The 23,698-nt window shown below is 70.7% G+C and carries 22 protein-coding genes; 14 read left to right on the top strand and 8 right to left on the bottom strand.

Features of this window, described 5'->3' with window-relative positions; genetic code table 11:
* Window positions 1–30 precede the first annotated feature (30 nt).
* Window positions 31–1,236 (bottom strand): PucR family transcriptional regulator, encoded by a 1,206-nt coding sequence (locus tag IE275_RS31585; RefSeq protein ID WP_189715477.1) that lies wholly within the window; start codon window positions 1,234–1,236, stop codon window positions 31–33.
* Window positions 1,237–1,332: 96 nt separating this feature from the next.
* Between IE275_RS31585 and IE275_RS31590 the strand changes: the two genes are divergently transcribed.
* A complete protein-coding gene (locus tag IE275_RS31590) occupies window positions 1,333–1,983 on the top strand; it encodes a pirin family protein (RefSeq protein ID WP_189715580.1) in 651 nt (216 codons plus the stop codon).
* Here the strand turns inward: IE275_RS31590 and IE275_RS31595 are convergent.
* The gene (locus tag IE275_RS31595; RefSeq protein ID WP_189715479.1) at window positions 1,980–2,819 is read right to left on the bottom strand and encodes a serine hydrolase domain-containing protein; all 840 of its coding nucleotides are present in this window, start codon (window positions 2,817–2,819) and stop codon (window positions 1,980–1,982) included. The genes IE275_RS31590 and IE275_RS31595 overlap by 4 nt on opposite strands.
* A 111-nt stretch (window positions 2,820–2,930) precedes the next feature.
* On the opposite strand from IE275_RS31595, the gene IE275_RS31600 reads away from it, so the two are divergent.
* On the top strand, window positions 2,931–3,422 hold the full coding sequence (locus tag IE275_RS31600; RefSeq protein WP_189715481.1) for a MerR family transcriptional regulator: 492 nt from the start codon (window positions 2,931–2,933) through the stop codon (window positions 3,420–3,422).
* Window positions 3,422–4,435, top strand: a complete 1,014-nt coding sequence (locus tag IE275_RS31605; RefSeq protein WP_189715483.1) for an aldo/keto reductase — start codon at window positions 3,422–3,424, stop codon at window positions 4,433–4,435. The genes IE275_RS31600 and IE275_RS31605 overlap by 1 nt, the downstream gene beginning before the upstream one ends.
* Here the strand turns inward: IE275_RS31605 and IE275_RS31610 are convergent, their stop codons facing one another.
* From IE275_RS31610 to IE275_RS31620, 3 genes are all read right to left on the bottom strand, one after another.
* Window positions 4,436–5,290: a DUF4429 domain-containing protein gene (locus IE275_RS31610; protein WP_189715581.1), complete on the bottom strand. Its 855-nt coding sequence runs from the start codon at window positions 5,288–5,290 to the stop codon at window positions 4,436–4,438. It abuts the gene before it with no gap.
* A 57-nt stretch (window positions 5,291–5,347) separates the two neighbouring features.
* Window positions 5,348–6,565, bottom strand: a complete 1,218-nt coding sequence (locus tag IE275_RS31615) for an alpha/beta hydrolase (RefSeq protein ID WP_189715485.1) — start codon at window positions 6,563–6,565, stop codon at window positions 5,348–5,350.
* A 92-nt stretch (window positions 6,566–6,657) separates the two neighbouring features.
* Window positions 6,658–7,329 carry a TetR family transcriptional regulator gene (locus IE275_RS31620; RefSeq protein WP_189715487.1) on the bottom strand — a complete coding sequence of 224 codons (672 nt, stop codon included), beginning with the start codon at window positions 7,327–7,329 and terminating at the stop codon, window positions 6,658–6,660.
* 146 nt (window positions 7,330–7,475) lie between these two features.
* On the opposite strand from IE275_RS31620, the gene IE275_RS31625 reads away from it, so the two are divergent.
* On the top strand, window positions 7,476–9,095 hold the full coding sequence (locus IE275_RS31625; protein WP_189715489.1) for an MFS transporter: 1,620 nt from the start codon (window positions 7,476–7,478) through the stop codon (window positions 9,093–9,095).
* Window positions 9,096–9,354: 259 nt separating this feature from the next.
* Entirely contained in the window at window positions 9,355–9,696 is a 342-nt protein-coding gene (locus IE275_RS31630; RefSeq protein ID WP_189715491.1) for a small hydrophobic protein, read from the top strand.
* Here IE275_RS31630 and IE275_RS31635 read toward each other — a convergent pair.
* On the bottom strand, window positions 9,650–10,441 hold the full coding sequence (locus tag IE275_RS31635) for a potassium channel family protein (protein WP_189715493.1): 792 nt from the start codon (window positions 10,439–10,441) through the stop codon (window positions 9,650–9,652). The two genes, IE275_RS31630 and IE275_RS31635, sit on opposite strands and share 47 nt — an antisense overlap.
* Before the next feature lie 79 nt (window positions 10,442–10,520).
* Window positions 10,521–13,253 (bottom strand): pyruvate dehydrogenase (acetyl-transferring), homodimeric type, encoded by a 2,733-nt coding sequence (aceE, locus tag IE275_RS31640; RefSeq protein ID WP_189715495.1) that lies wholly within the window; start codon window positions 13,251–13,253, stop codon window positions 10,521–10,523.
* Window positions 13,254–13,657: 404 nt separating this feature from the next.
* Here aceE and IE275_RS31645 point away from each other — a divergent pair, with 404 nt between their 5' ends.
* The 6 genes from IE275_RS31645 (at window position 13,658) to IE275_RS31670 (ending at window position 18,259) form a co-directional block, all read left to right on the top strand.
* On the top strand, window positions 13,658–14,095 hold the full coding sequence (locus tag IE275_RS31645) for a DUF3052 domain-containing protein (RefSeq protein ID WP_189715497.1): 438 nt from the start codon (window positions 13,658–13,660) through the stop codon (window positions 14,093–14,095).
* 116 nt (window positions 14,096–14,211) lie between these two features.
* Window positions 14,212–14,670, top strand: a complete 459-nt coding sequence (locus IE275_RS31650; RefSeq protein ID WP_189715499.1) for a peroxiredoxin — start codon at window positions 14,212–14,214, stop codon at window positions 14,668–14,670.
* A gap of 203 nt (window positions 14,671–14,873) precedes the next feature.
* Window positions 14,874–15,449 carry a calcium homeostasis/redox stress adaptation protein gene (locus tag IE275_RS31655; protein WP_189715500.1) on the top strand — a complete coding sequence of 192 codons (576 nt, stop codon included), beginning with the start codon at window positions 14,874–14,876 and terminating at the stop codon, window positions 15,447–15,449.
* Between the two features lie 166 nt (window positions 15,450–15,615).
* Complete coding sequence (locus tag IE275_RS31660; protein ID WP_189715501.1) at window positions 15,616–16,191, top strand: TerD family protein; 576 nt, start codon at window positions 15,616–15,618, stop codon at window positions 16,189–16,191.
* Between the two features lie 76 nt (window positions 16,192–16,267).
* Window positions 16,268–17,416 (top strand): DUF475 domain-containing protein, encoded by a 1,149-nt coding sequence (locus tag IE275_RS31665; RefSeq protein WP_189715502.1) that lies wholly within the window; start codon window positions 16,268–16,270, stop codon window positions 17,414–17,416.
* A gap of 105 nt (window positions 17,417–17,521) precedes the next feature.
* On the top strand, window positions 17,522–18,259 hold the full coding sequence (locus IE275_RS31670) for a TerD family protein (RefSeq protein WP_189715503.1): 738 nt from the start codon (window positions 17,522–17,524) through the stop codon (window positions 18,257–18,259).
* 44 nt (window positions 18,260–18,303) lie between these two features.
* Here the strand turns inward: IE275_RS31670 and IE275_RS31675 are convergent, their stop codons facing one another.
* Window positions 18,304–19,053 (bottom strand): TerD family protein, encoded by a 750-nt coding sequence (locus IE275_RS31675; protein WP_189715504.1) that lies wholly within the window; start codon window positions 19,051–19,053, stop codon window positions 18,304–18,306.
* 176 nt (window positions 19,054–19,229) lie between these two features.
* On the opposite strand from IE275_RS31675, the gene IE275_RS31680 reads away from it, so the two are divergent.
* From IE275_RS31680 to IE275_RS31690, 3 genes are read left to right on the top strand one after another with little or no spacing between them, the layout of a single operon-like run.
* Entirely contained in the window at window positions 19,230–20,396 is a 1,167-nt protein-coding gene (locus IE275_RS31680; protein WP_189715505.1) for an HpcH/HpaI aldolase/citrate lyase family protein, read from the top strand.
* A 24-nt stretch (window positions 20,397–20,420) separates the two neighbouring features.
* Window positions 20,421–22,883 carry a phosphoribosyltransferase gene (locus IE275_RS31685; protein ID WP_189715507.1) on the top strand — a complete coding sequence of 821 codons (2,463 nt, stop codon included), beginning with the start codon at window positions 20,421–20,423 and terminating at the stop codon, window positions 22,881–22,883.
* Complete coding sequence (locus IE275_RS31690; protein WP_189715509.1) at window positions 22,883–23,695, top strand: HAD family hydrolase; 813 nt, start codon at window positions 22,883–22,885, stop codon at window positions 23,693–23,695. Before IE275_RS31685 ends, IE275_RS31690 begins: the two co-directional genes overlap by 1 nt.
* The last annotated feature ends 3 nt before the right edge of the window (window positions 23,696–23,698 follow it).

A 23,698-nucleotide genomic window follows, 5' to 3' on the forward strand; every position in this document is an offset into this window, starting at 1 on the left:
CAGGGGGTTTTGTGGACCCCCGACAAAAGGCTAGGTCTGAGGTTCGCCATCCATCAGGCGCCCCAGGATCAGCGCGATCCGCAGCGTGAACGCGGAGCGTACATCCGACGGCGACCAGCCGGTGACGTCAGTCACACGTCGAAGCCGGTAGCGCACGGTGTTGGGATGGACGAACAGCATCCGTGCCGCGCCCTCCAGACTGCTCGCCTGTTCGAGATAGACGGAGAGCGTCTCCAGGAGTGCGGACCCGGCCTCCTCCAGCGGTCTGTAGATCTCCTCCACCAACTGCTCGCGCGCGCTGGGATCACCGGCGATCGCGCGTTCCGGGAGGACATCGTCCGCCAGTACCGGGCGCGGCGCGTCCTGCCACGCGGAACACGCCTTGAGTCCGGCGGCGGCGGCCTGCGCGGACCGGGTGGCGGCGAGCAGGTCGGGCACCACGGGCCCGGCGACGACGGGACCGGCGGCGAAAGGCCCGATCAGGGACTTGGCGACGGCGAGCGGGTTGTCGCTGCCGCCGGCGATGACCACGAGCCGCGACCCGAGCACCCCGGTGAGCACCTGGAGCTTGGCGTGCCGGGAGGCCCGCCGGATCGCCTCGACGGTCAGCTCGGAGTCCCCGTCGGGAGCGGTCCCGAGGACGACACACACGTGCTCCGGCGCGTTCCAGCCGAGTGCGGCGGCCCGGCTCACCGCGCCCTCGTCGGCCTCCCCGCTGAGCACCGCGTTGACCACGAGCGACTCCAGCCGGGCGTCCCAGGCGCCGCGTGCCTCGGCGGCCTGGGCGTACACCTGGGCGGTCGCGAAGGCGATCTCCCGGGCGTAGACCAGCAGCGCCTCGCGCAGCACGCCCTCGTCGCCCGGGGCCGCGACCTCGTCGATCGCGGACTCCATGACCTCGATGGTGGTGCGCACCATCTCCACGGTCTGGCGCAGCGTGATGGCCCGGGTCAGCTCGCGCGGGGCGGTGCCGAACACATCGGTCGAGATCGCCTGGGGCGTCTCCGGGTGACGGAACCACTCGGTGAAGGCGGCGATACCCGCCTGGGCGACCAGCCCGATCCAGGAACGGTTCTCCGGTGGCATCGCCCGGTACCACGGCAGCGTCTCGTCCATCCGTGCGATGGCCTGGGCGGCCAGACTTCCGGAGGACTTCACCAGCCGCTTCAGCGTCGCGGGGTGCGGGTGAGGGGGGTGTGCTGCGGCGTCGGGGTGAGTGGTTTCGGGTTCGGGCACGGTGACAAGACTGCCTTATCGGGACGGGGACGTGCGCCGGTGGGTCACGGGGCGCGAGGCCGGACCACCGGCGCCGGGTCTACCGTGGGGTCCGTGATGGACGTACGCCGCGCCGACGCGCGCTATCAGGGCGGGGACCCGGCGGCCGGCATCGAGACCCGCCACGCGTTCTCCTTCGGCTCCCACTACGACCCCGGCAATCTGCGCTTCGGGGCGCTGATCGCCTGCAACGAGGAGCGCCTCGCGCCCGGCGCCGGTTTCGGCGAGCACCCCCACAGTCACACGGAGATCGTGACGTGGGTGGTGGCGGGCGAGCTGACCCACCGCGACTCGCGGGGCCACGAGACGACCCTGCGCCCCGGGGACGTCCAGCGCCTCAGCGCGGCGGCGGGCGTGCGTCACGTCGAACGCAACGACGGCCCGGTTCCGCTGACCTTCGTCCAGATGTGGCTCGCCCCGCTGGACCCCGGCGGCGAGCCGTCGTACGAGATCGTCCGCGGGATCGCGGACCGGACCCCGTACGCGGTGCCGGAGGCCGGCGCGATGCTCCATGTCCGCCGGCTGGCGGCGGGCGAGCGCACGGCGGTGCCGGACGCGCCGCACGTCTACGTCCATGTCGTCCGCGGCGCGGTGGGCCTGGACGGCGAGGAGCTCGGCCCCGGCGACGCGGCCCGGATCGCCGACGGCAAGGACCTCACGGCGGTCGGGGTGACCGACGCCGAACTGCTGGTCTGGGAGATGCTCTAGAGCTCCGCGCGCACCGCGTCGGTGAACGGGGGCCACGCCTCGACAGCCCACGGTCCGAACGCCCGGTCCGTGAGGGCCACGCAGGCCGCGCCCGTGCTGTTCCCGCCCACCCGCCCGGCGTCCGGATCGATCCACAGGAACGTACCGGACTGTCCGAAGTGGCCGAAGGTGCGCGGCGAGGACGAGGAACCGGTCCAGTGGGGCGACTTGGAGTCGCGGATCTCGAAGCCGAGGCCCCAGTCGTTGGGGTTCTGATGGCCGTAGCCCGGCAGCACCCCCTTGGTGCCCGGGTACTGCACGGTCATCGCCTCCGCCACCGTGCGCGGGTCCAGCAGCCGGGGCGCCTGCACCTCCGCCGCGAACCGCAGCAGGTCCGTCACGGTCGACACGCCGTCCTTCGCCGGGGACCCCTCCAGCGAGGTGTCCGCCATGCCCAGCGGCTCCAGCACCGCCTGGCGCAGATAGGTGGCGAACGGGATGTCGGTGGCCTTCGCGATGTGGTCGCCGAGCTGCTCGAAACCGGCGTTGGAGTAGAGCCGCCGCTCGCCGGGCGGGGCCGTCACCCGGTGCTCGTCGAAGGCCAGCCCCGAGGTGTGCGCGAGCAGATGACGGACCGTCGCCCCGGGCGGCCCGGCCGGCTCGTCCAGCTCGACGGCGCCCTCCTCGTAGGCGACGAGCGCGGCGTACGCGGCGAGCGGCTTGGTGACCGAGGCCAGCGGGAAGCGCCGGCCGACGGGTCCGTGGGTGCCCAGGACCGTACCGTCGGCCCGCACGGCACCCGCCGCGGCGGAGGGAACCGGCCAGTTCTCGATCAGTGCGAGGCTCTTCAGCGACATGCGTACGAGCCTATGCGGCTCACGGCGCAGGCCGCATCGAGGGGTCGGGCCGGGGTTTTCTTACCGGTTCCGCTTGCTTGGAGTCCACTCCAAGGCCATAGCGTGGAGGCCATGACGGTGTTGCAGACCACGCCCGTGACCACCCGGCAGGCCCCCACCCCCGCAGACGTCTGCTCCGCGCCACCACCGCGGCACCCCCGCCCCGACGGGCAGGACAGCTACACGATCAGCGAGGTCGTCGCGTTCACCGGCCTGACGGCCCACACGCTGCGCTGGTACGAGCGGATCGGACTGATGTCGCACATCGACCGGTCGCACACCGGTCAGCGCCGCTACAGCAACCGCGACCTGGACTGGCTCGACCTCGTCGGCAAGCTGCGGCTGACCGGCATGCCGGTCGCCGACATGGTGCGGTACGCCGAGCTGGTGCGCGAGGGCGACAGCACGTACGGCGAGCGGTACGAACTGCTGGAGGCGACCCGCCGGGACGTCCGGGCCCGGATCGCCGAACTCCAGGACACGCTCGCCGTGCTCGACCGCAAGATCATGTTCTACTCGGACGCCACGCGCGTCCGGGCCCACGAAGCCGAGAGGACCGCCTGATGAGCAGCCCGAAGATCCCGACAGCCCCGCTGGGCGAGCACGGCCCCGAGGCCGGCGTACAGGGCCTCGGCTGCATGGGCATGAGCTTCGCCTACGGCCCCACCGACGCCGACGCCTCCCGGGCCACCCTGGAACGCGCCCTGGAACTCGGCGTCACCCTGTACGACACGGCCGACGCGTACGGCGCCGGCGAGAACGAGCGCTTCCTCTCCCCGTTCTTCCGGGCGCACCGCGACGAGATCCTCGTCGCCACCAAGTTCGCGCTGGCGATCCCGCCGGACGACCCGACCCGGCGGATCATCCGCAACGACGCCCCCTACATCCGGCAGGCCGTCGAGGCGAGCCTCAGGCGCCTGGACGTCGACGTCATCGACCTCTACTACATGCACCGGCGCGATCCGGACGTGCCGATCGAGGAGACCGTCGGCGTGATGGCCGAGCTGGTCCGCGAGGGCAAGGTGAAGCAGCTGGGCCTGAGCGAGGTGACGGCGCCCGAGCTGCGCGCCGCGCACGCGGTCCACCCCATCGCCGCCGTGCAGTCGGAGTGGTCGCTGTTCAGCCGGGACATCGAGGCCCACGTGGTCCCGGCGGCCCGGGAGCTGGGCGTCACGCTCGTCCCGTACTCCCCGCTCGGCCGGGGCTTCCTCACCGGCTCCTTCGCCAGCGCCGAGGCCCTCACGGCCGACGACTTCCGCCGCCAGCAGCCCCGCTTCACCGGTGAGAACGCCGCCGCGAACGCGGCCCTGCTGGAGCCGGTCCGCACGGTGGCCGAGGCCCACGGCGCGACCTCGGGCCAGATCGCCCTGGCCTGGGTCCACGCGCAGGCCGAGGTCCACGCTCTCCCGGTGCTCCCGATCCCGGGGACCCGCAGGCCCGGTCGGGTCGAGGAGAACACCGGCGCGGTGGCGATCGAACTGACCGAGGAGCAGCTGAGCGCCCTGGAGCCCATCGCGGCGAAGGTCTCCGGCAACCGCTACGCGGACATGGCGTTCACGTCCGCCGGCCGCGAGTAGCTACAGCTCCGACAGCAGCTCCGCCTTCTTCACGGAGAACTCCTCGTCGGTGACCAGCCCGGCCCGGTGCAGCTCCCCGAGGTGCCGGATCCGTTCGGCGATGTCGGCGGGATCACGCCGTGGGCCCGTGGCCGCGACCGCGGCGGCGGGCCCACGCGTGCGCACGGCGGCGAGGACGGCCGCGGCGAACGGCAGCGACTCGTGCACCGACCCGTACCCCAGCCCGAAGACGACCGTCGCCGGATCCTGGTCCGCGGGCACGGGCGCCGTCTCCCCGCGCACCAGCCGGAGGTGTCCTTCGAACACCTCCGGCGAACGCCACTCCACACCGCTCAGTTCGGACACGGCGAAGCTCTGGTCGCCGGCTTTCCACTTGGCGGAGGACGCGCCCGTCCAGAACCACCGGAACCGCACGGCCCGTCCGTCGAAGGACGCCTTCGCGTCGTACGCCTTGAAGGACAGGGGCACGTCCGGGGCGGGCACGAGGAAGCGGTCCGCGGGACCGGCGTCGGCGGTCAGCCGGGAGCGCAGCTCGTCGGCGTAGTACTCGGCGAGGACCTCCCGCTCGGCCGGCAGCACCAGCCGGTACGGGTCGCACCCGTCCTTCAGCTGTCCGGCCGCCGCCTCCATGAGGGGATCGGCCCCGGGCCGTGGCTCGGCGTGCAGGACGACCGTCCCGCGCCGGCCGGGGGTGAGCGTCACCCCGGCCAGAGCCGTCAGCGGAATCCTTCGTTCGCCCAGCGCGGCCAGCAGCTTGGGCGTGCGCATCCCCCGTTCGTAACGGATGAGGACGGAGTCGGACTCGAACTCCCAGGCGGCATGAAATCCGGCCAGTACGTCACCCATGCGGCTCATCGTATGCGGGACACGCATCTACGTCCCCTCCCTGCGCGCGCCGCAATTCCTGCGTCTCTACGCGCGTCCGGCCGTCGTCGTGTCGGACAAACCCACCCGGCAGGTGTCCTCGTCGTCGGCGCACCGCACCGAGCGGTACGCGCCAGTGCCGATGTCGGCGAAGTTGCGCAGGCTGTCCGTGCCCGGCACGAAGTAGCCGCCGTGGCCCTCCGCGTCCTGGGAGGACAGCACCCGCGCGCCGAACTCCTCGGCCATCGGGTCCTCGCCGTGCCCGAGGCCGCCGACCTCGAGGTGCGGCACGTCCTGGACCCAGTCGTCGGCGTCCCGCATCGCCCACACCTGGGCACCGGTGCCCAGCTGCGAGGCCTTCTCCACGCGCATGCCGGGGCTGCCGGCCACGGCTATGTCCGTCACCCGCTCCGGCATGTCGCGCGCGGCGACGCCGCACACCACGGAGCCGTAGCTGTGGCAGAACATCGAGACGGCCGAGGTGCCGGGCAGGGCGCGCAGCAGCGCGTTCAGCCGTACGGCGCCGTTCGCGGCGCGCATCGCGGTCGCGGAGTCGATGCCGAGGCCGTCGGGGGAGGTGTAGTCCGCCCAGGCGATCACGGCCGTCCTGGCCGAGGGGCGCGCCGCGCGCTCGGCGTCGTACAGGGCCTGGGCCATGCCGACGGGTGCCGAGAACCTGCGGTTGGTCCGCTGGAAGGTGAGCAGGTCGGTGTCGACACCGGGGACGACCACGGAGATCCGCTCGGCGGCGTCGAGGTCGCCGAAGACCTCGGCGGCGCGGCCGGAGCCGTCCGGGTCGAAGGCCAGGATCTGGCGGTCGGTGTCGCGCAGCGCCTGGTAGCGCTGCATGCGCCGGCCGGCCTCCTGCTGCCCGCTGGGCGTGAGGCGGCTGTCGTGCGTGCGCTTGGCCTCGACCCGGATCTGCTGGCCCAGCGCGATCCGGTTGGCGCGGTAGCGCAGCTCGACGGGTGCCCCGTTCATGTTGCCGACCGCGAGCGCGTAGTCGTGCGCGAGCGCGGTGCGCTGCGGCGCGGTCAGCGAGGAGAAGAAGTGGGCGAGCCGGGCGGGCGCGGCCTTCGGGTCGGGGAGCGCGCGGCCGGCTATCCGGCCGTCCTCCCATGCGGCGACCGAGGCCTGTAGAGCGGTGGTCTCCCGCTGGTGGCGAAGGGCGGTCCAGCCGGTGGTCGCCAGCATCACGAACACCACGGCCAGGGCGAGCAGTGCGCGCCAGACGCCGAGTTGTGGGGAGGTGTCGAAGGAAGTCACTGGGAGGACACACTAGGAGAACGGGAGTGTCTCGGGTTAATTAAGTGACGGGGATCACGTTTCGACGGGCGTGGCGGGGGTCATACACCCCTTCAGGCCTCTGATCCGGACGTTCTTCGCGCCGTCCGCCAGTTCCCCAGCAGGGCCGGTCCGACCTGGTCCAGGTAGCGGGACGTGAGCGCGTGGATCCCCGCCAGGCTGAACTCCTCCTCCAGCAGCCACTGGCGTTCCGTCACCCGCATCACCCCGCTGAAGACCGCCACCGCCAGCCGCGGCCGCGGATCGGCGTCCACGTCGAGTCCCTCGCGCTCCGCGATCACCCGCGAGATCGTCTCCTCGCTCTCGGCCGCGCGCCGCAGATGCGCGGCGAGCAGTACCGGCGTCGACTCGATCACCCGGTACATCCGCAGATACAGCTCCACGGGGACGACGGACTCGACGACCTCGTTGATCGAGTGCCAGCCGCTCAGCACGGCCTGGCGCAGCGCCTCCATCGGGGCCTCGTGCGGCGGGCGCGCCCGTACCGCCTCGACGAAGTGCGCCACGGTCAGCTCCTCCAGGGCGAGCGCGGCCTCCTCCTTGCCGGCGAAGTAGCGGAAGAAGGTGCGCTGCGAGACGTCGACGGCCGCGGCGATCTCGTCCACGGTGGTGTGCTCGTACCCCTGGGAGACGAACAGCTCCACGGCGGCCCGCAGCAGCGCGTCCCGGGTGCGCCGCTTCTTGCGCTCGCGCAGTCCGGGCCGGGGCGGTGGCGCCGTGTCCATGGGCACTCTCACTCTCTGCCTTCTCCTCTGTCCGTCGGGTCCCGCTGCCGTGTCCCGCGTCTTTTCGGCCAGAACCGAATGTCGTGACAGTTACCGACTAGTGAACTCGTTTGTCAATTGTCAGTCGCTGTCACTAGCCTCGGAGCATGACTAGTCAGACCACCATCGACACGCCCGGGCCGGGGGGCAAGCTGCCGGGAACCCCGTCGGGCCGGCCGCCCGCCACGGGGCTGCGCGGCCATCAGTGGTTCACCCTCATCACCGTCGCCGTCGGGGTCATGATGGTGGCCCTCGACGGCACCATCGTGGCCATCGCCAACCCGGCCATCGCCGAGGACCTGGGCGCGACCTTCGCCGAGGTCCAGTGGATCACCAACGCGTACTTCCTCGCCCTCGCGGTCTCCCTCATCACCGCGGGCAAGCTCGGTGACCGCTTCGGTCACCGCCAGACCTTCCTGATAGGCGTGGTCGGCTTCGCCGCCGCCTCCGGTGCGATCGGCCTGTCCGACAGCATCGCGCTCGTCGTCACCTTCCGGGTCTTCCAGGGCCTGTTCGGCGCGCTGCTGATGCCGGCCGCGCTCGGCCTGCTGCGGGCCACCTTCCCGGCCGAGAAGCTCAACATGGCGATCGGTATCTGGGGCATGGTCATCGGCGCCTCCACCGCGGGCGGCCCGATCCTCGGCGGTGTCCTCGTCGAGCACGTCAACTGGCAGTCGGTGTTCTTCATCAACGTGCCGGTCGGTGTCCTCGCGCTCGTGCTGGGCGCGATGATCCTCCTCGACCACCGTGCCGAGAACGCGCCGCGCTCCTTCGACCTGCTGGGCATCGCCCTGCTCTCGGGCGCGATGTTCTGTCTGGTCTGGGCGCTCATCAAGGCCCCGACCTGGGGCTGGGGCGACGGCAAGACCTGGGCGTTCATCCTCGGGTCCGCCCTGCTCTTCGCGGGCTTCGCGTTCTGGGAGACCAAGGTCAAGGAGCCGCTGATCCCGCTCGGGCTGTTCCGGTCCGTCGCGCTGTCGGCGGGTGTGGTCCTGATGGTCCTGATGGCCATCGCCTTCATGGGCGGCCTGTTCTTCGTGACGTTCTACCTCCAGAACGTGCACGGCATGAGCCCGATCGACGCCGGTCTGCATCTGCTGCCGCTCACCGGCATGATGATCGTCGGCTCTCCGCTGGCCGGTGTGCTGATCACCAAGCTCGGCCCGCGCATCCCGCTGGCCGGCGGCATGGCGGCCACCGCGATCGCCATGTACGGCATGTCCACGCTGGAGAAGGACACCGGCAGCGGCGTCATGTCCCTCTGGTTCGCCCTGCTGGGTCTCGGCCTCGCGCCGGTCATGGTGGGCGCGACCGAGGTCATCGTCGGCAACGCGCCGATCGAGCTGTCGGGGGTGGCCGGCGGTCTCCAGCAGGCGGCCATGCAGATCGGCGGCAGCCTCGGTACGGCGGTCCTGGGCGCCGTGATGGCCTCCAAGGTGGACAGCGACCTGGCGCCCAACTGGACCGCCGCGGGACTGCCCGAACTCACCCCCGCCCAGCTGGACCAGGCCTCCGAGGCGGTCCAGGTCGGCGTGGCGCCGGTGGCGGAGGGCACGCCGGCGGAGATCGCCGCGAAGATCACCGGCGTCGCGCACGACACGTTCATCTCCGGCATGAGCCTGGCGTCCCTGGTCGCGGCCGGGGTGGCGGTGGTGGCGGTGTTCGTCGCGCTGCTCACCAAGCGGGGCGAGAACGCGGAGGCGGGCGCGGGCGTCGGCCACATCTGAACCGGCCCGCCCGGAGGCGAGGAATTGACGGCGCGTCAAGGAATTTCCCCTATCAGGGTGACAGCGCTAAAGGTTCCTCGCCTCCGGCACGTCCCGCAGGTCACAGTTAGTCAAGCCCTCCGGATGGCAGGGCGACCAGGGCGAGCGGCGCGCTGCCGGAGGGGGACAGCGCGCCGCCGGCCCCGGAACCGGCGGGCATGGACCGCGCGTCACGGGTTACCCGGCCAAGGAAACAACCCCGGAGGACAGGGAGTCGGCGATGGCCGGCTTCGGACACCGAACGCGCAGGTACCCCCGCTCACGTGGCCGTATGGGGTCAGGATGGGGGTCCCCCCGGTCGAGCGAAGCCGAGACTGGGGGAGGGACGGATCGCGCGACGCTCGGCATCGTCGGCCTCGTCTGCGCCGTCGCGGGCTTCTTCGCCCTGGGCATCGTCCTCGGCCCCGCGGCGATCGTCCTCGGCCGGCTCTCCATGGGCCGCGGCCGCTCGGGTTCCCGCCCGCTCCCCGCCGTCATCGCCGTCGCCCTGGGTGCGATCGACACCCTGCCGGCGATCATCTGGCCGGCGGGGGCGGCGGGCCCGGGGGGTGGCCGGCTCTGAGCGCGGGCACCACCTCGCGGCGCGGCTCCCGCAACGCGGCGACCTCCGCCCGCAGCGCCCGTACCTCTTCCGTCAGGGCCCGGATGGCCTCCGTCTGGGCGCGCTCCTCGACGTCGTCCTTCTCGAAGCGCTCGATGAACCAGGCGGCGATGTTGGCGGTGACGACACCCAGCAGGGCGATGCCCGAGAGCATCAGGCCGACCGCGATCACGCGGCCCAGGCCGGTGGTGGGGGCGTGGTCGCCGTAGCCCACCGTCGTCATCGTCGTGAACGACCACCACACGGCGTCACCCAGTGTGCGGATGTTCCCCTCGGGCGACTCCCGTTCCACCGACAGCACCGCGAGCGAGCCGAACATCAGCAGTCCGACCACCGACCCGGCCACGTACGTCGTGACCCGGATCTGCGAGGCCATCCGCGCCCGTCGCCCCACCAGCAGCAGCGTCGACACCAGCCGCAGCAGCCGCAGCGGCTGGATCAGCGGCAGCACCACCGCGCACAGGTCCATCCAGTGGGTACGGACGAACTCCCGCCGCTCGGGCGCCAGCGCCAGCCGCACCAGGTAGTCCGCGGTGAACGCCGCCCACACCACCCACTCGACGACCGTGCACGCCGTCGTCAGCGAGTGCCCGGCCGAGGTGTCCACGATCGGCACGGCGTAGGCCACGGCGAACACCACGGCAAGGGCCAGCAGCGGCCGCTGCGTCCACATCTCCCACCGGGCCTGAGCCGTTCCCTCGCGCATGGACGCATCGTAAAGAACATGTAAGAGCGGCGGGGCCGTCGGCCCCGCCGCCCTTCATCCGTTCCCGCCGGGCACGGCGTCAGGCGTCGCCGCCCGCCGCCCCGGGGTCCGCCGCCGAGACGTCCAGCAGCTGGTACCGGTCGACGGCCTGCTTCAGCAGCGACCGGTCGACCTTGCCCTCCTTGGCCAGCTCGGTCAGCACGCCCACCACCACCGACTGCGCGTCGATGTGGAAGAAGCGCCGCGCCGCGCCCCGGGTGTCCGCGAAGCCGAAGCCGTCCGCGCCCAGCGACTGGTACGTGCCGGGCACCCACCGGGCGATCTGGTCCGGCACCGACCGCATCCAGTCGGACACCGCCACGAACGGCCCCTCGGCCCCGCTCAGCTTGCGCGTCACGTACGGCACCCGCTGGTCCTCCTCCGGGTGCAGCAGATTGTGCCGCTCGACCTCGACGGCCTCGCGCCGCAGCTCGTTCCAGGAGGTCGCGGACCAGACGTCGGCCCGTACGTCCCAGTCCTCGGCCAGGATCCGCTGCGCCTCCAGCGCCCAGGGGACGGCCACGCCGGACGCGATGATCTGCGCCGGGATGGACCCCGAGGTGCCCGCGCTGAAGCGGTGGATGCCCTTGAGGATGCCCTCGGCGTCCACGTTCTCCGGCTCTGCGGGATGCTGGATCGGCTCGTTGTAGACGGTGAGGTAGTAGAAGACGTCCTCGCTGTCGGGCCCGTACATCCGGCGCAGACCGTCCTGCACGATGTGCGCGATCTCGAAACCGAACGCCGGGTCGTAGGCGACACATCCCGGGTTGGTCGAGGCGAGCAGCTGCGAGTGGCCGTCCGCGTGCTGGAGGCCCTCACCCGTCAGCGTCGTACGGCCCGCGGTCGCGCCCAGTACGAAACCGCGCGCCAGCTGGTCCGACATCTGCCAGAACTGGTCGCCGGTGCGCTGGAAACCGAACATCGAATAGAAGACGTAGACGGGGATCAGCGGCTCGCCGTGCGTGGCGTACGCCGAGCCCGCCGCGATCAGCGACGCCGTGCAGCCGGCCTCCGAGATGCCGTCGTGCAGCATCTGGCCCGTCGGCGACTCCTTGTAGGCCAGCAGCAGATCGCGGTCCACGGCCTCGTACTGCTGACCGAGCGGGTTGTAGATCTTCGCACTCGGGAAGAACGAGTCCATACCGAAGGTGCGGTACTCGTCCGGCGCGATCAGGACGAACCGCTTGCCCAGCTCCTTGTCCCGCATGAGGTCCTTCAGCAGGCGGACAAAGGCCATGGTCGTCGCGATGGACTGCTGACCCGAACCCTTCTTCACACTCGCGTACGTCTTCTCGTCCGGCAGTGCGAGCGGCGCGGCGCGCACGACACGCGTCGGGACGTAACCGCCCAGCCCCTTGCGCCGGTCGTGCATGTACTGGAGCTCCTCCGAGTCGCGCCCCGGGTGGAAGTACGGCGGCGCGCCGGACTCCAGCTCCTTGTCGGAGATCGGCAGGTGGAGGCGGTCGCGGAAGCCCTTGAGGTCGGCGACCGTCAGCTTCTTCATCTGGTGCGTGGCGTTGCGGCCCTCGAAGTTCGGGCCCAGCGTCCAGCCCTTGATCGTCTTGGCCAGGATGACCGTCGGCTGGCCGGTGTGCTCCACGGCCGCCTTGAACGCCGCGTAGATCTTCCGGTGGTCGTGACCGCCGCGCCCCAGGTGCAGGATCTGGTCGTCGGTCATGCCCGAGACCATCGCGCGCAGCCGCTGGTCGTCGCCGAAGAAGTGGTCGCGGATGTACGCGCCTGACTCGGTGGCGTACGTCTGGAACTGGCCGTCCGGTGTCGTGTTCATCCTGTTGACCAGGATGCCGTCGCGGTCCTGGGCGAGCAGCGGGTCCCAGGTGCGGTCCCAGATCAGCTTGATCACGTTCCAGCCGGCGCCCCGGAAGACCGACTCCAGCTCCTGGATGACCTTGCCGTTGCCGCGCACCGGGCCGTCGAGCCGCTGGAGGTTGCAGTTGACGACGAAGGTCAGGTTGTCCAGGCCCTCACGCGCGGCGATGGTCAGCTGGCCCAGCGACTCGGGCTCGTCCATCTCGCCGTCGCCGAGGAACGCCCACACGTGTGACTTCGAGGTGTCCGCGATCCCGCGCGCGTGCATGTAGCGGTTCATCCGCGCCTGGTAGATCGCGCCGATCGGCCCGAGGCCCATCGACACGGTCGGGAACTCCCAGAAGTCCGGCATCAGCCGCGGGTGCGGGTACGAGGACAGCCCGTACGGCGCCTTCGACTTCTCCTGGCGGAACGCGTCCAGGTTCTGCTCGCTGAGCCGGTCCAGCAGGAACGCGCGCGCGTAGATGCCCGGGGAGGCGTGCCCCTGGAAGAAGACCTGGTCGCCGCCGTCGCCCTCGTCCTTGCCCCGGAAGAAGTGGTTGAAGCCCACGTCGTACAGGGACGCCGAGGACGCGAAGGTGGCGATGTGCCCGCCGACGCCGATGCCGGGCCGCTGGGCCCTGGACACCATCACGGCCGCGTTCCAGCGGGTCGCGTTGAGGATCCGGCGCTCGATCTCCTCGTTGCCCGGGAAGAACGGCTCGGCCCTGGTGGGGATGGTGTTGACGTAGTCCGTGCTGCGCATCTCGGGCACGGCCACGCGCTTCTCGCGGGCCCGCTCGATCAGCCGCAGCATGAGATAACGGGCCCGCTCCCGGCCGCGCTCGTCGATGGCCGCGTCGAGGGAGTCGAGCCACTCCTGCGTTTCCTCGGGGTCGAAGTCAGGAACCTGACTCGGAAGGCCGCCAATGATGATCGGGTTGCGATCGGATCCGGAAGCCACGCTGGTCCTTACCTGTCAGAGGGCTGTGTGGGGCTGTGTGGGGGACTGCTGCTCTTGCCGCTGTTCTCGCTGTTCTCCGCCGGTTCTCCGGTACCTGCACCGCCCCCATCGTGTACCTCGGGCGCTCAAACGTCATCTCTACCCAGAGGTAACCGGTACCTGTTCGAAACCCGTACCCTTGGATGGTTCCCAAACACGCAAACAGGGCAGATAGGTGTGGTGTATGTCACCTAAGGCCCGGATAGCGTGCCTGGAGTTGCGTCGACACGGCCAGGATCGTCACCGTTTCGGCGGTCTGAACCGCCGGGTACTTGCGCGATCCGCCCCGCCCGTGTGGACTACGGCCAATGCTTCGCGCACGCGCGTGGCTGAGTTATTCCCAAGACATGATCAGGAGGCAACCCGTGAGCGCGACCGCGGACCACGCGGAGGAGCGGACGAGCCCTGCCGTCAGGCTGGGGTTCCAGCCCGAGCAGGTGGTCCAGGAGATCGGCTACGACGACGACGTCGATCAGGAGCTCCGCGAGTCCATCGAGGAAGTCATCGGCAGCGACCTGGTGGACGAGGAGTACGACGACGTGGCCGACGCCGTCGTGCTCTGGTTCCGCGACGATGACGGCGACCTGACGGATGCGCTGGTGGACGCCACCACGTACATCGAAGAAGGCGGCTCGATCCTCCTCCTTACGCCGAAGACCGGCCGGGACGGCTATGTGGAGCCGAGCGACATCTCCGAAGCCGCGACGACTGCGGGTCTCTCGGCCAGCAAGAGCGTCAGCGTGGGCAAGGACTGGAGCGGCAGCCGGCTGGTGACGCCCAAGGCCGCCAAGACCAAGAAGTGACGTGACCGGACCGACGGACGGGACGGGCCGCCGTGCCCGCCCGTCCGCCGGTTTCCGGAGATCGCCTGCGTAGGGTGGTGTCACCCAGACAGCCCCACCGAAGGGACATCCCCGCGATGGCGATCCAGGTCGGCGACAAGGCACCCGACTTCGAGCTCAAGGACAACCACGGCCGTGCCGTGAAGCTCTCCGACTTCCGGGGCAGCAAGAACGTCGTCCTGCTCTTCTACCCCTTCGCCTTCACCGGCGTGTGCACCGGCGAGCTGTGCGAGGTGCGCGACAACCTGCCGAAGTTCTCCGACCGCGACACCCAGGTGCTCGCGGTCTCCAACGACTCCATCCACACCCTGCGCGTCTTCGCCGAGCAGGAGGGTCTGGAGTACCCGCTGCTCAGCGACTTCTGGCCGCACGGCGAGGTCAGCCGCGCCTACGGCGTCTTCGCCGAGGACAAGGGCTGCGCGGTCCGCGGCACCTTCGTCATCGACAAGGACGGCCTGGTGCGCTGGACCGTCGTCAACGCGCTGCCGGACGCCCGTGACCTCGGCGAGTACGTCGCGGCACTCGACGCGCTCTGAGCACTCCGTGCCCGGGCCCCGGGTCCTCCCGGCTCCCGGGGCGCCTCCGGGACGCCCCTGGGGCGTCCCCGGTGTGTACCGACACCTCGATTCTTCGGTTCCAGGGCCTGCGAGGGGCGGGAACCCGTTACTAGGATCGACTCGTTGATCCGATATCCAACGCACGACGGGGCTTCCCGCCCCTGGACACCAATGGAGGACTCGTGGGAGTCAGCCTCAGCAAGGGCGGCAACGTATCGCTGACCAAGGAGGCCCCGGGCCTGACCGCGGTCATCGTCGGTCTGGGGTGGGACGTCCGCACCACGACCGGCACCGACTTCGACCTGGACGCGAGCGCGCTGCTGCTGAACAACGCCGGCAAGGTCGGCAGTGACGCGAACTTCGTGTTCTTCAACAACCTCAAGAGCCCCGACGGCTCCGTGGAGCACACCGGTGACAACACCACCGGTGAGGGCGAGGGCGACGACGAGGCGATCAAGGTCAACCTCGCCTCGGTCCCGGCGGACATCGAGAAGATCGTCTTCCCGGTCTCGATCTACGACGCCGAGAACCGTCAGCAGTCCTTCGGCCAGGTCCGCAACGCGTTCATCCGCGTGGTGAACCAGGCCGGCGGCGCCGAGATCGCCCGTTACGACCTGAGCGAGGACGCCTCGACGGAGACCGCGATGGTCTTCGGCGAGCTCTACCGCCACGGCGCGGAGTGGAAGTTCCGCGCCATCGGCCAGGGCTACGCGTCGGGCCTGCGCGGTATCGCCCAGGACTTCGGCGTCAACGTCTGACACACCCGGCGCTCTTACGCGCCCGGCGCCGTTCCGTTTGCGCACGGTGCCGGGCGCGCAGGACAACGGGAGAGGTCGTGCGACGCCGGCGCGGGACCCACGAGGGACGTCGTGCGGCGCCGGGCGCAGGACATCGGGAAGTACCGTCTCGGGGAGGGACAGCATCATGGGCGTCACGCTCGCCAAGGGAGGCAACGTCTCCCTGTCCAAGGCCGCGCCGAACCTCACTCAGGTGATGGTCGGGCTCGGCTGGGACGCACGCTCCACCACCGGAGCCCCCTTCGACCTCGATGCCAGCGCGCTGCTCTGCACCGGCGGCCGGGTCCTCGGGGACGAGTGGTTCGTCTTCTACAACCAGCTCAAGAGCCCGGACGGCTCGGTGGAGCACACCGGTGACAACCTCACCGGCGAGGGCGACGGCGACGACGAGTCGCTCATCGTCGATCTCCCCAGGGTGCCGGGCCACTGCGACAAGATCGTTTTTCCGGTCTCCATCCACATGGCCGACGAGCGCGGCCAGACCTTCGGCCAGGTCTCCAACGCGTTCATCCGCGTCGTCAACCAGGCCGACGGCCAGGAACTCGCCCGCTACGACCTGAGCGAGGACGCGAGCACCGAGACGGCGATGATCTTCGGGGAGCTCTACCGGTACCAGGGCGAATGGAAGTTCCGCGCTGTGGGACAGGGGTACGCGTCAGGACTCCGGGGCATCGCTCTAGACTTCGGAGTCAATGTTTCGTAAAGCCGCATACGGCGCGGGGGAGTCCCGCCCTCGGACTTTCGTCCGAGGGGACCCCGAACACAGGATTGGGTAGCCAGTGGTTCTGAAAACCTTCGGCTGGTCGTTCGCGGTCACCGCGCTCGGCCTGGTCGCAGCGGTCTTCTACGGGGGGTGGGAGGCCTTCGGCATCGTGGCGATCCTCTCCGTCCTGGAGATCTCGCTGTCCTTCGACAACGCGGTGGTCAACGCCGGAATCCTGAAGAAGATGAGTGCCTTCTGGCAGAAGATCTTCCTCACCGTCGGCGTGCTCATCGCGGTCTTCGGCATGCGGCTGATCTTCCCTGTCGTGATCGTCGCGATCAGTGCCAAGATCGGACCGATCGACGCGGTCGACCTCGCGCTCAACGACAAGGACCAGTACCAGGAGATCGTGACCGACGCTCACCCGTCGATCGCGGCCTTCGGTGGCATGTTCCTGCTGATGATCTTCCTCGACTTCATCTTCGAGGACCGGGACATCAAGTGGCTGGCCTGGCTGGAGCGCCCGCTGGCCAAGCTCGGCAAGGTCGACATGCTGTCGGTCTGCATCGCCCTGATCGTCCTGATGGTCAGCTCGATGACCTTCGCGGCCCACGCCCACCAGCACGGCGGCGCCCATGTCGACAAGGCGCAGACGGTCCTCCTCTCAGGAATCGCCGGTCTGATCACCTACATGATTGTCGGCGGTCTCTCCGGCTACTTCGAGGACAAGCTGGAGGAAGAGGAGGAGCGCGAGCACGAGGAGGAGGAAGAGGCCAGGCGGACCGGCAAGAAGAAGCCGGCCGTCGTCCTCGCCGGCCAGGCCGCGTTCTTCATGTTCCTCTACCTCGAAGTACTGGACGCGTCCTTCTCCTTCGACGGCGTGATCGGCGCCTTCGCCATCACCAACGACATCGTCCTGATGGCGCTGGGCCTCGGCATCGGCGCGATGTACGTCCGGTCGCTCACGGTCTACCTGGTCCGCCAGGGCACCCTCGACGACTACGTCTACCTGGAGCACGGCGCCCACTACGCGATCGGCGCCCTCGCCGTGCTCCTGCTCGTCACGATCCAGTACGAGATCCACGAGGTCATCACCGGCCTCGTCGGCGTCGTCCTGATCGCCTGGTCCTTCTGGTCCTCCGTGCGCCGCAACCGCGCGCTGGCGGCCGCGGAGGGAAAAGCCCACGGCTCGGACGAGAAGACTGAGGTCTCGTCCGGGGTGTGATCACCTTCGCGGTGAGGAACGCTCTTGTGCGGGGCGGTCGTCGAGGAGATGTCCTCCGCGGCCGCCCCGCCGGTCTATCCAGTGGCAGCCGACGTGGGGGCGGGAATGGGTTTCTTCGACGGGCTCTTGGGCAGCCGCTCGGCCGACTTCGACTCCGGCAGCGCGGCCAGCAACGCGATCGAACTGACCAAACGGCACCATCAGGTCTCCCTGACCAAGCAGGGCGCGGCCACCGGGAACCTGCGGGTCAACCTGACCTGGCGGATGCGGACGTCCGACATCGGCGGACCGCACCGGGAGAGCCTGCTGCGCCACCCCTTCAAGGCGCTGCGGCCCCCGGAGGTGCTCGGGCACAGCCAGAGCATGGTCAACGTCGACCTCGACCTCGGCTGCCTGTACGAGCTGGCCGACGGCACCAAGGGCGTCGTCCAGCCGCTGGGCGGGCTGCTCGGGGACGTGAACGCGCCGCCGTACGTCAAGCTCAGCGGGGACGACCGGTTCGGCTCGGCGTCCGGGGAGACGATGTACGTCAACCTCGACCACCGGGACGACATCAAGCGGCTGCTGGTCTTCGTCTACATCTACGACCAGACGCCGGCGTTCGACCGTACGCACGCGATGGTGACGCTGTTCCCGAGCAACGGCCCGCGGATCGAGGTGGGCCTCGACGAGCGGCATCCCCAGGCGCGCTCCTGCGCGGTGGTCATGATCGAGAACGTGAAGGGGGAGCTGATCGTGCGGCGGGAGGTGCGCTTCGTCTACGGGTTCCAGGGCGAGCTGGACCGGCTGTACGGGTGGGGACTCCAGTGGGGGCGGGGCTACAAGACCAAGGTCGAGAAGTAGCCCCGCGCGGACTCGCGCCCGTCACCGCCCGATGAACCGCCCCGTCACCGCCCGATGAACTGCGGGCCCTGCGGCGGCAGCCTGAAGGGGCCGTCCGGGTAGCCGTACCCGTGCGTCGGCAGGTTGGCCGGGTAGCCGTACGCCGGCTGCTGCTGGGGGACGGCGGACGTCGGCTGCTCGGGGGGCAGGGGCTGGGACAGGCTCGGGGTCGGCGGCAGCGGGGCCGGCGTGGGGTCCGAGGCGGCCGCCTCCTCCGACTCGTCGACCGAGATGCCGAAGTCCGTCGCCAGGCCCTTGAGGCCGTTGGAGTATCCCTCGCCGAGCGCGCGGAACTTCCAGCCGTCGCCGCGGCGGTACAGTTCGCCACAGATCAGCGCGGTCTCCTCGCCGGTCTCCGGGCGGATGTCGAAGGTCGCCAGGGGCTCGCCGTCGGTCGCCGCGTCGTACAGCAAAATGGTGAGGGAGCGTACGCGGTCGAAGGTGACGCCGTCCGCCGAAGCGACCAGGAGAATCTGGCTGACGCCGGGCTCGACACCGGTCAGATCTGTCTGGATGGTGTCGGTGAGGCCCTCGGCGACCCGCTTCTTGCCGAGCCGCCAGACCTTCCCGGCGGGGTGCCGGGGCTGGTTGTAGAAGACGAAGTCCTCGTCGGAGCGCACACGGCCGTCGGGACCGAGGAGCAGCGCGGAGGCGTCGACGTCCGGGACCCCCTGTCCGGGTGTCCAGCGCAGCACGGCGCGCACCGTGGTGGCCTTGAGCGGGACGTTGGACCCCTTCAGCATCGCGTGCGTCATGCGGTCATCCTGCCCTCTCGGTCCTGATCACGACAACGCGGGGGGTAAGGGAACTCGCACGGGCGAGTTACCTGAAATTCATGCCCGGGGGGAACCCCCGACATGGACTTCTACGTACTATTACCGGCCACCTCTTACTCAATCCACAGTCTTACCGTGCGTCACGGGGGAGATTTATGCGTCATTTCGGGCACCTCACCCCTGAGGTGCGGCAGCGACTGTTCCACCGCGAGCCGTGTGTCTTCGACACCGACTCCCCCGCCCGGCTGCTCTCCGCGGCCCTGGGCGCCACGCTCTACAGCCCCGCCACCCGGCCCAGGCTGGCCGACGACATCGTCAAGCAGGCCGGGCGCGGCGTGGTCTCCATGGTGCTGTGCCTGGAGGACTCCATCGGCGACGAGGACGTGGCGGCGGGCGAGGAGAACCTCGTCCACCAGTTCGCCGACCTGGCCGGCCGCCGGGGCGTGGAGCTGCCGCTGCTGTTCATCCGGGTGCGCACGCCCGAACAGATCCCCGATCTGGTCCGCCGCCTCGGCGCGCACGCGGCCCTGCTGAGCGGGTTCGTGTTCCCGAAGTTCACCGAGGAACGCGGCATCCCCTTCCTGGAGGCCCTGGCGGCCGCCGAGAGCGCCGGCGGGCACCGGCTGTTCGGCATGCCCGTCCTGGAGACGCCCGAGCTGATGTACCGGGAGTCCCGGGTGGACGCCCTGGAGGGCATCGCCCGCGCCGTGGACAAGTACCGGGGCCGGGTGCTCGCGCTGCGCCTCGGCGTCACCGACTTCTGCTCCTCCTACGGCCTGCGCCGGGCGCCCGACATGACGGCGTACGACGTCCAGATCGTCGCCTCCGTGATCGCCGATGTGGTGAACATGCTGGGCCGGGCCGACGGCACTGGGTTCACGGTGACCGGCCCGGTGTGGGAGTACTTCCGGGTTCCCGAGCGCATGTTCAAGCCGATGCTGCGGCACAGTCCCTTCCTGGAGGGGCAGGCCGTGGAGCTGCGCGAGAGACTGATCGAGCACGCGATGGACGGCCTGCTGCGCGAGATCTCCCTCGATCAGGCCAACGGCCTGCTGGGCAAGACCTGCATCCATCCCTCGCACGTGCCGGCCGTGCACGCGCTGTCCGTGGTCAGTCACGAGGAGTACAGCGACGCGGTGGACATCCTGCGGCCGGAACGCGGCGGTGGGGGTGTCCTCAGGTCGCAGTACACGAACAAGATGAACGAGGTGAAGCCGCACCGCGCGTGGGCCGAGCGGACCATGCTGCGGGCGGAGGTCTTCGGCGTGGCCAACGAGGACGTCAGCTTCGTCGACCTGCTCGCGGCCGGCATTCCCGGCTGAACACACCTCACGATCTAGGGACGCATGAACAACGCAGTGAACAACGGGGTCTGGTCCGGGACCTGGGTCGCCGAGCGGCTCGGACTGGAGCTGGTGGGCGACGACACGCTGACGCAGATGCTGGGGCTGGCCCTGCGCCGCAACCCCAAGCGGGCCCATCTGCTGGTGTCCAACGTGCTCGGCAAGCACGTCCCGCAGTCCCCGTCCGTCGTCCACGGCCACGGCTTCGCCCTCGGCCGCCGGGTGCGGGAGCTCCTGGGCGCCGAGGAGGCGGCCGAGGCGGTCGTCCTGGGGTACGCGGAGACGGCCACCGGCCTCGGCCACTGCGTCGCCGACGGCCTGGGCACCGCGCCCTATCTGCACTCCACCCGCCGCCTGGTCGCGGGCGTCCCGCAGGCCGGCGGCTTCGAGGAGTCCCACTCCCACGCCACCTCCCATCTGCTGCTGCCGGAGGACCCGGCGCTGCTGGTCGGCGACGGCCCGCTGGTCCTCGTCGACGACGAGTTCTCCACCGGCAACACCGTCCTGAACACCATCCGGGACCTGCACGAGCGCTATCCGCGCCGGCGGTACGTGATCGTCGCCCTGGTCGACATGCGTTCGGCGGCCGACGCCGGACGCCTGGACGAGCTCGCCCGCGAGATAGGCGCCCGGGTCGACCTGGTCGCGGCCGCCTCCGGGACCGTACGGCTGCCCGAGGGCGTGCTGGCCAAGGGGCAGGAGCTGGTCGCCCGGCACGAGCGGACGGCGGCGCCCGCGTCGCGCACGGCGCACGGCCGGGTCGAGCGGGTCGGCCTCGGCTGGCCGCAGGGGCTGCCCGACGGCGGCCGGCACGGCTTCACGCCCCGGCACCGGGCCCGGCTGGAGGGCGCGCTGCCCGAGATGGCCGCACGGCTCGCCGAGGCGATACCCGAGGCCGCGAGGCGCGTGCTGGTGCTCGGCTTCGAGGAGCTGATGTACGCGCCGCTGCGGCTGGCCCGGGAGCTGGAGCAGCTGGTGGCCGCCGAGGTCCGCTACTCCACCACCACCCGCTCGCCCGTCCTCGCGGTCGACGACCCCGGCTACGCGATCCGCAGCCGAATCGTTTTCCCCTCGCATGACGACCCCGCCGACGGCCCCGGCGAGCGCTATGCCTACAACGTCGCCGGCGGAGACTTCGACGCCGTCGTCGCCGTCGTGGACTCCGCCGCCGACACCGCGGCACTGCACGCCCCCGACGGCCTGCTGGCCCAGCTCGCCGCGCACACCCCGCACGTGGTCCTCGCGGTCGTACCGTCGTACGTGCCCGAGCCGCTGTACGCACCCGCCCTGTCAGGAGAGAGACCCGCCATGCTGCCCGACCCGCTCCGCGGACCCGCGTTCTCCTCGTACCCGCCCGAAGAGGTCGGCTGGCTGCTCCAGGACCTCTCGGACGTGACGCTGGAGGCGCCGACCGAGGAGCGGGAGGAGGCCATCCAGAGCGGCGGCGCCCACTACGCCGAGTCGCTGCCGGTGGAGTACCAGCCGAGCGCGCAGTACCAGGAGCTGTTCCAGGCGGCCCTGGACACGTCCGCGGCGCGCATCGCGCAGGCCGTCGGCGTCGTGACCGAGACGGTGATCGCCGAGCGCTCCCCCCGGCCCGTCCTGGTCTCCCTGGCTCGTGCCGGCACCCCGGTGGGCGTGCTGATGCGCCGCTGGGCGCAGTTCCGGCACGGCCTGGACCTGCCGCACTACGCCGTCTCCATCGTGCGCGGCCGGGGCATCGACGCCAACGCGCTGCGCTGGCTGGCCGCCCATCACGACCCGCGGGACGTCGTCTTCGTCGACGGCTGGACCGGCAAGGGCGCCATCACCCGGGAACTGGCCGCGGCGATCGAGGAGTTCGAGGCGGCGGGCGGTGCGGCCGGCTTCGACGCCGAGATCGCGGTGCTGGCCGACCCGGGCTCGTGCGTGCGGACGTACGGCACCCGGGAGGACTTCCTGATCCCCTCGGCCTGCCTCAACTCGACCGTCTCGGGGCTGATCTCCCGGACCGTGCTCCGCGCCGACCTGGTGGGGCCGGACGACTTCCACGGCGCCAAGTTCTACCGCGAACTGGCCGGCGCGGACGTCTCCGTGGCCTTCCTGGACGCCGTCGCCGCCCGCTTCGCCGAGGTCGCGGACGCGGTGGACGGCGCGGTGAAGGACCTGCTCGCCACCGACCGCACCCCGACCTGGGAGGGCTGGGCGGCCGTCGAGCGGATCAGCGAGGAGTACGGCATCCACGACGTGAACCTGGTCAAGCCCGGCGTCGGCGAGACCACCCGGGTGCTGCTGCGCCGGGTGCCCTGGAAGATCCTGGCGCGGGCCGGGGCGGGCGCCGACCTGGACCACGTACGGCTGCTCGCGGAGCAGCGAGGCGTACCGGTGGAGGAGGTCGGCGACCTGCCGTACACCTGTGTCGGACTGATCCACCCCCAGTACACGCGCGGGGCGACCGGCGCCGACGGCAAGGCGGTGGCGGTCTGATGCCGGTGCTGGTGGCGAGCGATCTCGACCGTACGCTCATCTATTCGGCGGCCGCGCTGGCGCTGACCATGCCGGACGCGCGGGCGCCCCGGCTGCTCTGCGTCGAGGTGCACGAGAGCCGTCCGCTGTCGTTCATGACGGAGACGGCGGCCGGACTGCTCACCGAGCTCGGGGACGCGGCGGTGTTCGCGCCGACGACCACCCGGACGCGCAAGCAGTACCAGCGGATCAATCTCCCCGGCCCGGCGTCGAAGTACGCGATCTGCGCGAACGGCGGCCACATCCTGGTCGACGGGGTCTCCGACCCGGACTGGCACGCGAGCGTGACCGCGCGGCTGGCCGAGCGGTGCGCGCCGCTGGAGGAGGTCCGCGAGCACCTGGAGCGGACCGCCGACCCGCTGTGGGTGCGCAAGCACCGGATCGCCGAGGACCTGTTCGCCTACCTCGTGGTGGAGCGCGAGCTGCTGCCCGAGGAGTGGGTGAAGGAACTGGCGGCCTGGGCGGAGAACCGGGGCTGGACGGTCTCGCTCCAGGGCCGCAAGATCTACGCCGTGCCGAAGCCGCTCACCAAGAGCGCGGCCGTGCGCGAGGTCGCCCGGCGCACCGGTGCCGAACTGACGCTGGCCGCCGGTGACTCGCTGCTCGACGCCGACCTGCTGCTCGCGGGCGACCGCGGCTGGCGGCCGGGCCACGGCGAGCTGGCCGACACCGAGTTCACGGCCCCCGGCCTGACCGCCCTGCCCGAGCGGGGCGTGCTGGCCGGGGAACGGATCCTGCGGGAGTTCCTGACGACGGTCCGGGCGCCCCGGTAGGTC

Origin of the sequence: Streptomyces phaeofaciens (genome assembly GCF_014648915.1) — a bacterium.
GTDB lineage: Bacteria > Actinomycetota > Actinomycetes > Streptomycetales > Streptomycetaceae > Streptomyces > Streptomyces phaeofaciens.